This window comes from Shewanella ulleungensis, assembly GCF_014648315.1.
GTDB lineage: Bacteria > Pseudomonadota > Gammaproteobacteria > Enterobacterales > Shewanellaceae > Shewanella > Shewanella ulleungensis.
Window position 1 is genome coordinate 174,644 of the sequence record NZ_BMQW01000003.1, and the last position, 12,051, is coordinate 186,694.

Sequence of the window (12,051 nt, forward strand, 5' to 3'; positions counted from 1 at the left end):
TATTTTTAAATAATTATCCTGAGTATCCCTATAATATGCGTCTTGACCGTTTTATCAGTAAAAGTACCGAATTAACTCAACAACAAGTGAGTGAGTATATCCGTCAAGCCAAAGTATGGGTCAATGGGGTTACCATTACCGATGAGACCACTCAAGTGCATGAAAATAATGTGGTTCAATTACAGGGCCAAACGTTAGTAACGCGTCCCTTTCGTTATTTGTTGTTTAATAAACCGCAGCAAACTTTATGTTCAAATGTCGACGGGGTTCATCCGTCGCTATTTTCATTGATCGATATTGAGCGCCAGTCTGAGCTTCATATTGCTGGGCGCTTAGATGCAGATACCACGGGGTTGGTGTTAATTACCGATGATGGACGCTGGACATTTAATATTACTTCTCCAGCAAAATTGTGCCATAAAACCTATCGAGTTAATTTGGCAAAACCAATTAAAGAGGATGTGGCAGAGCGCTTTGCAAATGGGATTTTATTACAGGGCGAAAAAGGGCTTACTTTACCCGCAAAATTAACGATTATCTCAGCACAGCAGGTGTTGCTAACACTCACAGAAGGCAAGTTTCATCAAGTGAAGAGAATGTTTGCCGCGGTTGGTAATAAAGTGGTTGCATTACATCGACAAAGTATTGGGGCTGTTAGCCTTGATGTGCCTGAAGGTCAGTGGCGCTATTTAACCGCAGAGGAGATCAGCTCTTTTTACATGGCAAATAGCGAAGACCGATCTGCCCTTGGCTAACATCAACATAAAACTCGTTTTCAATATTTTGTTATCAAAAGTAAACTTATCGATAATCTCAATTTATCAAAGCTGTTATGCTATCGACATCAATAGGATTGGAGCTTGGCATGTTAAACCAGCAATGGTTATCAACCTTTATTAAGTTAGTTGAAGTCGGGCATTTTACTCAGACGGCAGAACAACTGTTTATGACCCAGCCAGGGGTAAGCCAACACATTAAAAAGTTGGAACAGCAAGTTGGTGTGGCATTGTTATATCGGGTCGGCAAACGCTTTGAGCTCACCGAAGCTGGTATTCAATTGCATAAACACGCTCTACTTTGGCAGCAACAGCAGCAACAATTGTTATCACAACTGGCTGTCGATGATGTTTACGTTGGAGAGTGTCGAATAGCTTGCTCCGGCTCGTTGGCATTATTGCTCTACCCGCACTTAATTGATTATCAGCAGCCGCACCAGCAATTACAAATATCACTGGAAGCTGCGCCCAATAAACGTATTATTGACAGCGTATTGGTTAATCAAGTTGAGCTAGGTATTGTTACGCAAGCGGTTCATATGGATGAGTTAGAGCTCACACCACTTAAAGAGCAAGCTCTATGTATTGTACTGCCGAAAAAATATCAAAATTCCGCGATAAGCTTTGAACAATTAATGGCACTAGGCATGGTAGCGCATCCAGATGGTATGCATTATTGGCAACAAATAGTGAACCATTACTTTAATGACAAACAAGCCATGTCCCAGCAGGTGCCAATAAGAAGTTACGTTAACCAGCTGAATCAAATACTCGTGCCAGTAGCAAAAGGCTTAGCCTTTGCCGTGTTGCCACAATTTGCAGTAGACAGTTTTGCCCAGCAAGCACAAATATGCATAGCCAAGCTTGAAGGTATAACTGAGCCAAAGCAGGGGGTCAGTGAGCCATTATTTTTAATTAATAAAAAGCACCGCCCGCTGGCAAAGCGTTACCAACCGATCATCGATATTATTCACAGCTTGGTTTGAGTCAGTTTATGATTTTATTATTTAGGTGTTTTTAGGGCTATTGGGTTCGGAGGGGGCATTATTGGCTCATTTTTGTCTCATTGGGTATTTAATATGGCCTACGACCACTAATATCTTGGTGCAAGTAGCTCTGACCAAACCCGCTTTATACTCCCTTTAAAAACAACAATACACCTGCATGTTAAATAATAATCTTAGAACCACTAAATAATGGAATCAAAATAGAAACTCAGATATTGTTTGTTCATTAATCAAAACAAATCTTAAAACGAGTAATTCTAGAGACTGGTTATGTGTTTAAGATTCTCTGTCAATTCAAGGATGAGGAGTCCAAGATGAAATTAAACCATAAACTCAATCGGGCGCAGCTTAGTGCTTTAACCTTATGTTTTGGCACTTCACTTAGTATGTCTATATTTGTCGGGAGTTCATCGCCTTTCATAGGATTAATGTTTGGTATAATTACAATTGGTGTTTATGTCATGATTATCTCTGGAAAGTGGAGTACAAAACACACATATGGAAAGTGGAGAGCAAAAAATAACTAGTAAGGATAGGCAGTGCGAAGCCGCGTCCTTATCCCAAGTTTACTTTTGTTAGGTGTATAGCCCTAATAGGTAAGATGTGACTATTTATTAGGTAAATAACAGTTTGAGAAAACGCGAAATTTGATGTCATAGTTATCTATCTGGCACTTTTCTGTGGCCAGCAAGTTACCTTAGCTCCTAAGCACAAATCATAACAAAAAACTGTATTTCAGCATTTCTTTACTCACTACACTCTCAATCCAAAACCCATTTAACTCACAACATCGGTGAGTGCTGCTTCAATATCGGTATAGTTAAACTCATAACCTGCTTTGATCGCATTGGTGGGCAGTACAAATTGGCCTTCGATAAGCAACTGTGACATTTCACCCATAGCCAATCTCAGTGCTAACGGTGGCGTGGTGATAATGGCTGGGCGATTAAGCACTTTGCCTAATGTTTGTGAAAACACTTTATTACTGACTGGATTTGGCGCAGTGGCATTGAACACGCCTTGCAAAGGCGGGTGCTCGAGTAAATAGTTAATTAAGCCCACCAAGTCGCTGATGTGTACCCAGCTCATACCTTGGTCGCCTTTGCCAATTGGCCCGCCTAGCCCTAATTTAAATGGTGGTAACATTTTGGCTAACGCACCGCCATTTTTACCTAATACAATGCCAATCCGAGTAATGCACACGCGCGTTTTAGGTGATTGTGCTTGCAGGGCTAGATCTTCCCATTTTTGGCAAATGTCGTGGCCAAATTCGGCGTGAAATCCGCTTTTTTCATCAACTGGTGTAGTGCCTTGGCTACCGTAATAGCCGATTGCTGAGCCGCTAATAAAGGTGTGAGGCGGGTTGCTGCTGTTGCGGATAAGTTGGCTTATAGCGGCGGTAATATCCCATCTGCTATGGCAAATAAGCTGCTTTTGTTTAGCTGACCAACGCTTAGCAACAATAGGCTCACCCGCTAAATTGATCACTGCATCAATGTCATTGAGGTCGGTTTTGTCTGCCAGGCTTGACCAGTATTGGTGTTGTTCGCCTAGTTTTGCTTTAGCGGCGACAATGTTACGGCTCAAAATAACCAGCTGATGTTGTGCTAGCAAATCAACTAAGTGTTGGCCTACAAAGCCTGTGGCTCCAGTAACTAGAATTTTCATATCCGTTCCCACTTGTTATATGCCATTTAATTTTTATACGAGACTTTACATCAAAATGATCATCCGCTTACTCACGCTATGTGAGTTTATTTCTGCTTTTGATAACACAATTCCATCGACACCGAATCGGCAAAACGCAGAGCGTGCGGTTTGTCTATTTCGACACTGGCAAACTCAACCCAATCATGTTCGCTGGCAATGGCCAGTGTTTGGTTTGTGAGATTTTCTAATAACGAAAAACGATTATTTTCAATCAAGGCAATGATTTTTTTAGTAATGGTGCGATAATTCAACGCATCGGCAACATTGTTACTGTTGCGGGCTTTGTCGGCACAATAATGAATAACCACATTGACGATAACATCTTGTTGATTGTTAATTTCGTCTTCTTTAATGCCGATATAAGTACGTAAGCGTAGGTTTTTAATGCGTATAATAGCGGTTTCTGGTTTCATATTGTGTGTGTTATTCCCTAAATGTGATTAGCTGCTAATATAGCCAATGTTAAGGCGTAAAAAATAAAAATTTAACTTAATTAGCAACACGTTACTGGGTTTAGCTTAGCATAATCAATTATTTTAATAAGTAGCAATAAGGATTTTTTACTCTATGAAGGGAATACAACAGTCGTCAATGGCCGTGCGCAGCTTTGTGGTTATGGCGTGTGTGGTGATTATTTTAGCGGGCATTAAAACTGCTAGCCCAATTGTGGTGCCTTTTGTGTTGTCAGCATTTTTGGCGGTGATTTGTAACCCAGCCATTGTGTTGTTGTCCAAATATCGGATACCTAAATGGTTATCAATTATTTTGTTGATGGCGTTTATCGTACTCATGGGGCTATGGTTAGCGAGTTTAGTGGGCAGTTCTATCAATGAATTCTCTAAGCAGATGCCAGTATATCGCCAGCAATTAATTGAACAGTTTGCGTGGATTATAGAAAAACTACAAACTTTTAATATTCAGATATCTAAACAAAAAGTGCTCGATTATTTTGATCCCGGTATGGCGTTATCAATGACCACCAATATGCTGTCGGGTGTCGGTAATGTGATGGCTAATTTGTTCCTGATCATTTTGACTATTGTGTTTATGTTATTTGAAGCACAATCATTGCCTAAAAAGTTTCATTTAGCGCTAGACGATCCTGACATGCGTTTAAAGCAAATAGACAAGTTTTTACATTCTGTTAATCAGTACATGGTGATTAAAACTTTAGTAAGTTTGGCCACAGCAGCTGTTATCGGTATTGGTTTGAGCATCATTGGTGTTGATTACGCATTACTGTGGGCTGTGATTGCGTTCTTGTTCAATTATATTCCTAATATTGGTTCTATTATTGCTGCGATCCCCGCGGTTTTGTTGGCTTTTATTCAAATGGGCCCAGGTGCTGCAGGCATTACCGGGTTGTTATATGTGGGTACCAACATGGTTATGGGTAACGTAGTTGAACCGCGCTTTATGGGGCGCGGCTTAGGTTTGTCTACCTTAGTGGTTTTTTTATCATTAATTTTTTGGGGCTGGTTGCTTGGCTCGGTCGGCATGCTGTTGTCAGTACCTTTGACTATGATTGTCAAAATTGGTCTTGAATCAAGCCAGTCTGGTGGCTGGTTAGCGATATTGTTATCTGATGATGTTGAAGAGATTACTAATGAACCACTTAGTACTGAGAAAACTGCGGCGAGTAATACTGAACACTCGATTGACAGTACAGTGCAGAGTTCGACTGATAGTGAAAAAGTAGCCGTAACCGATGTGGCGACAAATCAAGCGAATGTTAACGCTGTTAGCGCTAAAGATGATCAAATTAAACCATCATAGTGTGATGGTTCATTTATTAAGTAAGAGAGTGTATGAAGCGTTTTTTACAGGTATTACCTAATTTAACGGTTGGCGAAGATGTTTGCCGTTTATTTCATGGGCGTGGCGGTTTGTTTCCCGGCGATGAGCATCTTTGTTTAGACTGGTATAAACCGGTATTACTGCTCACAAGCTTTAAAATGTTAGCGGATGAGCAGCGAGATGAATTGGTGAGTGCCATTGTGGTTTTTTGGCAATCGACATACCCAAATTTACCACTAAATTTGGTTTATCAATATCGTCATGGAGGCCAAACCTTAAGCGAATTACTGTTAGGTGAAGTCCCTGAACAACACGTTGTGACGGAAAATGGCGCCCGCTTTATTGTGCATTTATTACGTGGTCAAAATCACGGTCTATTTTTAGACATGGCTAATGGGCGTGCATGGGTTAAGCAACATGCTAAACACAAAAAAGTGCTTAATTTGTTTGCCTACACTTGTGGGTTTTCGGTAGCCGCACTGCAAGGTGGGGCCGATGAAGTGGTTAACATGGACATGAGCAAAGGCGCGTTAAGTATTGGTAAGCAAAACCATTTACTTAACGATTTACCCGTTGGCGCTCGTTATTTGGGGCATGATATTTTTAAGTCCTGGGGCAAACTCACTAAACTTGGTCCGTATGATTTAATTGTTGCAGATCCGCCAAGTAATCAACGTGGCAGTTTTGTGGCTACAAAAGATTATGAGCGCCTGTTAAAACGCTTACCAGACTTGCTTGCGCCAGCAGGTGAAGTGTTATTGTGCCTTAATGCGCCAGAGTTAGGGTGTGATTTTTTAATGCAGCAAGTGAGTAATACCGCGCCACAATTGAGTTATGTTGAGCGAATAGACAATCCTAATGTATTTGCTGACATCGATGAACAAAAGTCTCTAAAAGTATTACGTTATCGTTTGAGCTTATAGTTAAACTGTTAATTTTTAAATAAAACCGACATCGTAAAGGTGTCGGTTTTTTTATGGGCGTTTGTCTACTACAATTTATTAACAATTTAAGCGTGCAAGCAGAATTAATTTATTTTAGTGAAAGGTGATATTCATCAAATAATCGGTAAATAAGTCTTTATTTAATCGATATTTATGTTTAAGAACCCTGATCTGAATAATGATTTACCTAATTTGATGATCTAGATCATATAACCCTTAGTTTACCAATTTGTGAGTATATAGTTTGTTAATTGATAAACGGTAAAATTCCCCCGAGTCCTAATTAAGAAACAGCAAATATAAATTCATGTGTTGTTTTATCTATCTCCCACTGCTGGAGGGTCTATGAGTAAAGATACTACTAATTTAAAAGGTTTGGAGCTGAAAATATTCATCTTCTTAACTGTATTTTTAGCACCTATTTTATCTGTATTACTGGTCAGTGCACTGGGTTTCAGTATTTGGTTTAGTCAAATACTCACAGGGCCTCCAGGCGCTGGTTAATCCATCAATCCAATAATTAAAATGAGAGTGATGTAATGAGCAATGAACTGCACGTAACCAGCCTAATTGTCCAAGTGAAACCTGAACAAATGGCTGAAGTAAGACAGAAAATAATGGCCATCCCAAATGCTGAATTATCAGCCAATAATGACGTTAAGTTAGTTGTTGTCGTTGAAGGTCCGAGCCAAAAGTCGTTGATGGATGATATCTCAACGATTAATGCCATTCCAGGTGTGTTGTCGGCCACCATGGTGTATCACCAAAGTGAAGCGCTAGAAGAAGGTGAAATATGAAAATGAATAGACGCGATTTTATGAAAGCTAATGCCGCTATTGCAGCTGCAAGTGTAGCAGGGTTAGCGCTGCCTACTTCTGCAAGTAACCTGATCACTAGCTCAGAACAAACCAAATTAGAATGGAATAAAGCCCCTTGTCGTTTTTGTGGCACAGGTTGTTCGGTTATGGTCGCCACCCGTGATGGCAAAGTTGTTGCTACTCATGGTGATGCAAAAAGTGAAGTAAACCGTGGCTTAAACTGCATTAAAGGCTACTTCTTATCTAAGATTATGTACGGTCGCGATCGTTTGCAAACACCTATGTTGCGTATGACTGATGGCAAGTACGATAAACATGGCGAATTTACCCCGATCAGCTGGGAAAAAGCCTTCGACACTATGGCTGAACGCTGGAAAGCCACCATTAAAGCTAAAGGTCCAACCGCTGTTGGTATGTTTGGCTCGGGTCAATGGACCGTTTGGGAAGGTTATGCAGCAGTTAAATTAATGAAAGCGGGCTTTGGTTCAAACAACATCGACCCTAATGCTCGTCATTGTATGGCTTCTGCTGTAGGTGGCTTTATGCGTACCTTTGGTATCGATGAGCCAATGGGTTGTTATGACGATATGGAAGCGGCTGATGCGTTTGTACTTTGGGGTTCAAACATGGCAGAAATGCACCCAATTTTGTGGACTCGTATTACTGATCGTCGTTTAAGTGCGCCACACGTTAAGGTTGCGGTTCTGTCTACTTTTGAGCATCGCTCATTTGACCTTGCTGATTTACCGATTGTATTTACACCGCAAACCGATTTGGCCATGCTTAACTTTATTGCCAACTACATTATTCAAAATGGCAAAGTGAATAAAGATTTCGTTAACAAGCATGTCAATTTCCGTAAGGGGACTACTGACATTGGTTATGGTTTACGTCCAACGCATCCATTAGAAATGAAAGCCAAAAACGTTGCTACAGCTGGCGATTCAACCCCGATGGATTTTGATGAGTTTGCTAAATTTGTTGCTGATTATGATGTTGAATCGGTCAGTAAATTATCTGGCGTGCCTGAACACAAATTGATTGAGTTAGCTGAGCTTTATGCTGACCCTAACCGTAAAGTGACGTCTTTCTGGACTATGGGCTTTAACCAACATACTCGTGGTGTTTGGTGTAACAACTTGATCTATAACATCCACTTATTAGTGGGTAAAATTTCTACTCCAGGTAACAGCCCATTCTCGTTAACGGGTCAACCATCGGCTTGTGGTACTGCACGAGAAGTGGGGACATTCTCACATCGTCTACCTGCCGACATGGTTGTAACTAATCCTGAGCACAGAAAACACGCTGAACATATTTGGAAAATCCCAAGTGGTATTATTCCACCAAAGCCTGGTTACCACGCTGTTGAGCAAAACCGTCGCTTAAAAGACGGCGATTTAAATTGCTACTGGGTTCAGGTCAATAATAATATCCAAGCTGGTGCCAATATTAACGAAGAAGGTTTACCGGGTTACCGTAACCCTGAAAACTTCATCGTTGTGTCAGATGCTTACCCAACAGTGACAACTCAAGCGGCGGACTTAATTTTACCAACAGCAATGTGGGTCGAAAAAGAAGGTGCTTACGGTAACGCAGAACGTAGAACTCAGTTTTGGCATCAAATGGTGAAAGCCCCAGGTGAGTCACAGTCTGATTTATGGCAGTTAATGGAATTCTCTAAGCGTTTCACCACTGACGAAGTGTGGCCTGCTGACGTGTTAGCGGCTAACCCACAATTTAAAGGTAAAACCTTATTCGAAGTGCTTTATCAAAATGGCAATGTTGATAAGTTCCCATTAAGCGATGCCGATCCTAAGTATTTAAACGATGAAGCTAAACACTTTGGCTTTTATGTGCAAAAAGGCTTATTTGAAGAATACGCGACCTTTGGCCGCGGCCATGGTCACGATTTAGCCGACTTCGATGTTTACCATAAAGAACACGGCTTACGTTGGCCAGTAGTGAATGGCAAAGAAACTAAATGGCGTTTCCGTGAAGGGTCTGATCCATACGTTAAAGCCGGTAAAGACTTTGAATTCTATGGTAAGCCTGATGGTCGTGCGGTTATTTTTGCATTACCTTACGAGCCAGCAGCCGAAGAGCCGGATGAAGAATACGATATCTGGTTATCAACAGGCCGTGTACTCGAGCATTGGCATTCTGGTTCGATGACGCAACGTGTACCTGAACTGTATAAAGCCTTCCCTGATGCTGTATGTTTTATGCATCCTGATGATGCTAAAAAGCGTGGTTTACGTCGCGGTGATGAAATTCGAGTGATTTCTCGTCGTGGTGAGATTAAAACCCGTGTTGAAACTCGTGGTCGCAACAAACCGCCTGTCGGCTTAGTGTTTGTACCTTGGTTTGATGCCAGTCAGCTCATTAATAAAGTTACGTTAGATGCGACAGATCCTTTGTCAAAGCAAACTGACTATAAGAAATGTGCCATTAAGATTGTAAAGGCTTAAGGAGACAGACCATGAAAACAGGTAAATTATTATCGATTATCGCGTTATTAGGGTTCACTGTCAGCGTAATGGCGACCAGCGTACCTGAAGAAAAAATCGACACATTACGTTTAGCACCGATTAACGTTGAACCGACTCCGCCAGCAATGCAAGCGGTGATCAATACTGACGTTAAGCAAGTGCGTAACTATCCTATGCAGCCACCGGTTATTCCACATAAGATTGATGGTTATCAAATTGATCTTAAAGTGAATAAGTGTATGCAATGCCATGCTCGTACGAGTACTGGGCATTCGCAAGCGCCGATGGTGAGTGTGACTCACTATATGGACCGCGACAATAATTTCTTAGCGGATTTGTCGCCTCGTCGTTATTTTTGTACCCAGTGTCATGCACCGCAATTGGATGCGAAATTGTTAGTGGAAAATGACTTCGTTGACATTGATCACTTAATTAAAGCGAAAGCTGCGGTTAAGCACTAGGAGTCAATATGTTAGCAAAACTGCTTGAACAACTAAAACTGGTATGGAAAATTCTGCTTCGTCCGAGTGTCCATTACAGTCTTGGCTTTTTGACCATCGGTGGCTTTATTGCGGGAATAATTTTCTGGGGTGGTTTTAACACTGCTTTAGAATTAACTAACCGCGAGGAATTTTGTATCGGTTGTCACGAAATGGAAAACAACGTTTACCAAGAGTTACAAACAACGATCCACTTTACTAACCGTAGTGGTGTGCGTGCAACGTGTCCTGATTGTCACGTACCGCATAACTGGACCGATAAAATTGCCCGTAAAATGCAGGCATCTAAAGAAGTGTGGGGTAAAGTGTTTGGTACAATCAACACACGTGAAAAGTTTGAAGCAAAGCGTCGCCATTTAGCTGAAAATGAATGGAACCGACTTAAGGCTAATGACTCTTTAGAGTGTCGTAACTGTCATAACTTTGATTATATGGATTTTACTCGTCAGTCTAAGCGTGCATCGCAAATGCATTCAACCTCTTTAGCTAGCGGCGAAAAAACCTGTATCGATTGTCATAAGGGGATTGCGCATCAATTACCTGACATGGCAGGTGTAGAAGGCTTCTAAACGCTGTCGATATAACACTTAAATGAATAAGGCCAGCATATGCTGGCCTTATTTTTTGCCTCATAAAAACCAATTAATGGTATCTATCGATCGCTTATTAACGACAAAAGTTGTTACGACAAATCGACTTGTCTGCCAATCACATCAATTAAATACTCAGTAAAATTATGGCCGTGATTTTGTAACATCTTCGGAAACATTGAAATAGGTGTTAGGCCCGGGAAAGTATTGATTTCATTGAGTAGAATTTGATCATCCTGGGTCAAAAAGAAATCGATACGCGATAAATGACGCAGCTTCATGCCTTTAAACGCTTTAATGGCATAGTCTCGAATTTGTTGACTTAACTCGGGTGACAAGTTTTCTGCGACGACGTCGGTGCGCGCTTTACTGTTTTTAGCGTATTTTTCTTCAAATGAGTAAAAAGTATTGCTGTCGCAAATAATCTCACCGGGTAATGTGGCGACGACTTCACCTTGGTATTCGTATACTGCCACTTCTAATTCTCGAGCATGAATGGTTTGCTCAACCACCACATAAGGCGCATAACTAAAGGCATCTTTGAGAACTCTGGCTATATTGGCTTTGACATCAACTTTATAACAGCCTACCGACGAGCCTTGAGAGGCTGCTTTGATAAACACCGAGCCCCATAGATCAAATGCCGCTTCAGTCTGTTTTATGGCATCATCATCGAGTTGGTGTAAAAAGATGTACGGTGTATTTGGTACGCCCAAGGCTGAAAACCACATTTTAGCGGTGATCTTGTTAAAGCAATTGCTTGATGCTTCAGACTCACAGCCAAAGTAGGGCAGTTGGATTAAATTAAAGTACGATTGAATATCGCCGGTTTCACCCGGGAACCCATGAATACAAGGAATAACATAATCTACAGGCCACGCTGGTGTGTCGTTGTCTTCAAAGCGGATTTCACGACGGTTGGTTAAATCGCATAACTTGCCGTCTTCTGTGTGGTAATGCCCATGTTCGTCGAGTACTAATTTAAGTACCGAAAATTTATCTGACGTTGCCAGTGATGACTCAAAAAAACGTGCAGACATTAACGAAATATCGTGCTCTGCACCGCCACCGCCGCACAATAACAGCAGATTAATCTTTGGCATGTTTACTCCTGAAAAGACCAACAAATGGGCTAGGTTAAGATCTGATTAGCCCTGTAAAAGTTTGCTTATGATAAAGACCCACAGCCATGCAGTGCAAGTAAGAGTTAATAATATTTCAGCTTATGTAGTCTGATTTTCGAGGTTGATTGTTGATTTAAGATAATAAATCGGTATACCGCTTATAAGTTATACAGATGGTTAGGTTCAGGTGCATTAGAAACCCTGTACAACCATCGTTTGCGGGGGGGAGTTTAGCGGCTAGCAATGGTAAAAATGACACCTCTTTATATTTTATAAAAGAGGTGTCATGAGGT

At 41.1% G+C, this 12,051-nt stretch carries 12 protein-coding genes; 9 read left to right on the forward strand and 3 right to left on the reverse strand.

Annotated elements, in window-relative coordinates; translation table 11 throughout:
- Nucleotides 1-35: 35 nt before the first annotated feature.
- The gene (locus IEY40_RS07540) at nucleotides 36-755 is read left to right on the forward strand and encodes a pseudouridine synthase (RefSeq protein ID WP_188955322.1); all 720 of its coding nucleotides are present in this window, start codon (nucleotides 36-38) and stop codon (nucleotides 753-755) included.
- 110 nt (nucleotides 756-865) lie between these two features.
- Nucleotides 866-1,762, forward strand: a complete 897-nt coding sequence (locus tag IEY40_RS07545) for a LysR family transcriptional regulator (protein WP_188954847.1) — start codon at nucleotides 866-868, stop codon at nucleotides 1,760-1,762.
- Nucleotides 1,763-2,560: 798 nt separating this feature from the next.
- Here IEY40_RS07545 and IEY40_RS07550 read toward each other — a convergent pair.
- Nucleotides 2,561-3,451 (reverse strand): TIGR01777 family oxidoreductase, encoded by an 891-nt coding sequence (locus IEY40_RS07550; protein WP_188954849.1) that lies wholly within the window; start codon nucleotides 3,449-3,451, stop codon nucleotides 2,561-2,563.
- 86 nt (nucleotides 3,452-3,537) lie between these two features.
- Complete coding sequence (folX, locus tag IEY40_RS07555; RefSeq protein ID WP_188954851.1) at nucleotides 3,538-3,906, reverse strand: dihydroneopterin triphosphate 2'-epimerase; 369 nt, start codon at nucleotides 3,904-3,906, stop codon at nucleotides 3,538-3,540.
- A gap of 154 nt (nucleotides 3,907-4,060) precedes the next feature.
- Between folX and IEY40_RS07560 the strand changes: the two genes are divergently transcribed.
- From IEY40_RS07560 to IEY40_RS07590, 7 genes are all read left to right on the forward strand, one after another.
- Nucleotides 4,061-5,269 carry an AI-2E family transporter gene (locus tag IEY40_RS07560; protein WP_229777045.1) on the forward strand — a complete coding sequence of 403 codons (1,209 nt, stop codon included), beginning with the start codon at nucleotides 4,061-4,063 and terminating at the stop codon, nucleotides 5,267-5,269.
- 32 nt (nucleotides 5,270-5,301) lie between these two features.
- Nucleotides 5,302-6,213, forward strand: coding sequence for a class I SAM-dependent methyltransferase (locus IEY40_RS07565; protein ID WP_188954853.1), 912 nt, complete (start codon nucleotides 5,302-5,304; stop codon nucleotides 6,211-6,213).
- Nucleotides 6,214-6,579: 366 nt separating this feature from the next.
- Complete coding sequence (locus tag IEY40_RS07570; RefSeq protein ID WP_160053316.1) at nucleotides 6,580-6,738, forward strand: periplasmic nitrate reductase, NapE protein; 159 nt, start codon at nucleotides 6,580-6,582, stop codon at nucleotides 6,736-6,738.
- Nucleotides 6,739-6,773: 35 nt separating this feature from the next.
- Nucleotides 6,774-7,031 carry a chaperone NapD gene (locus IEY40_RS07575; RefSeq protein WP_188954855.1) on the forward strand — a complete coding sequence of 86 codons (258 nt, stop codon included), beginning with the start codon at nucleotides 6,774-6,776 and terminating at the stop codon, nucleotides 7,029-7,031.
- Between the two features lie 2 nt (nucleotides 7,032-7,033).
- Complete coding sequence (gene napA / locus IEY40_RS07580; RefSeq protein WP_188955324.1) at nucleotides 7,034-9,523, forward strand: nitrate reductase catalytic subunit NapA; 2,490 nt, start codon at nucleotides 7,034-7,036, stop codon at nucleotides 9,521-9,523.
- 11 nt (nucleotides 9,524-9,534) lie between these two features.
- Nucleotides 9,535-10,005 carry a nitrate reductase cytochrome c-type subunit gene (locus IEY40_RS07585; RefSeq protein ID WP_188954857.1) on the forward strand — a complete coding sequence of 157 codons (471 nt, stop codon included), beginning with the start codon at nucleotides 9,535-9,537 and terminating at the stop codon, nucleotides 10,003-10,005.
- A gap of 20 nt (nucleotides 10,006-10,025) precedes the next feature.
- Nucleotides 10,026-10,613, forward strand: coding sequence for a cytochrome c3 family protein (locus IEY40_RS07590; protein WP_160053409.1), 588 nt, complete (start codon nucleotides 10,026-10,028; stop codon nucleotides 10,611-10,613).
- A gap of 113 nt (nucleotides 10,614-10,726) precedes the next feature.
- Here the strand turns inward: IEY40_RS07590 and IEY40_RS07595 are convergent, their stop codons facing one another.
- Nucleotides 10,727-11,737 (reverse strand): D-alanine--D-alanine ligase, encoded by a 1,011-nt coding sequence (locus IEY40_RS07595; protein WP_188954859.1) that lies wholly within the window; start codon nucleotides 11,735-11,737, stop codon nucleotides 10,727-10,729.
- Nucleotides 11,738-12,051 lie beyond the last annotated feature (314 nt).